General features: G+C 76.9%; 1 protein-coding gene. It reads right to left on the bottom strand.

What is annotated here, in order from left to right; all coding sequences use genetic code 11:
* Positions 1-480, bottom strand: a 480-nt coding sequence (locus PUR71_RS05510; RefSeq protein WP_329925188.1) for an IclR family transcriptional regulator, incomplete at both ends; no start/stop codon positions are given.

Below are 480 nucleotides of genomic sequence, written 5' to 3'. Positions count from 1 at the left end.
GGTCAGGCGCTCGATCGGACCGGAGACGGAGACGGCGGCCACGACGCGGTTGGAAGGGCCGCGGACGGGCGCGGAGACGGACGCGACGCCCGGCTCCCGCTCGCCGATCGACTGGGCCCAGCCGCGGCGCCGGACGCCGCACAGCGCGGTGGCGGTGAAGCGGGCGCCCTGGAGGCCGCGGTGGAGCCGCTCGGGCTCCTCCCAGGCCAGCAGGACCTGGGCGGCCGAGCCGGCCTTCATCGGCAGGGTGCAGCCGACCGGGACGGTGTCCCGCAGGCCGGAGCGCCGCTCGGCGGCGGCTACGCAGATCCGCATCTCGCCCTGGCGGCGGTAGAGCTGTGCGCTCTCGCCCGTGACGTCGCGCAGGTGGGACAGGACCGGGCGCTCGGTGGAGAGCAGCCGGTCCTCGCCCGCCGCGGCGGAGAGTTCGGAGAGACGGGGGCCGAGGATGACGCGCCCCTGCATGTCCCTGGGGACCAG

The organism is Streptomyces sp. SP17BM10 (assembly GCF_036322405.1).
Taxonomy (GTDB): Bacteria; Actinomycetota; Actinomycetes; order Streptomycetales; family Streptomycetaceae; genus Kitasatospora.
The sequence above is the reverse complement of the archived record's forward strand: the minus strand, read 5'-3'. Positions and strand labels throughout refer to the sequence as shown.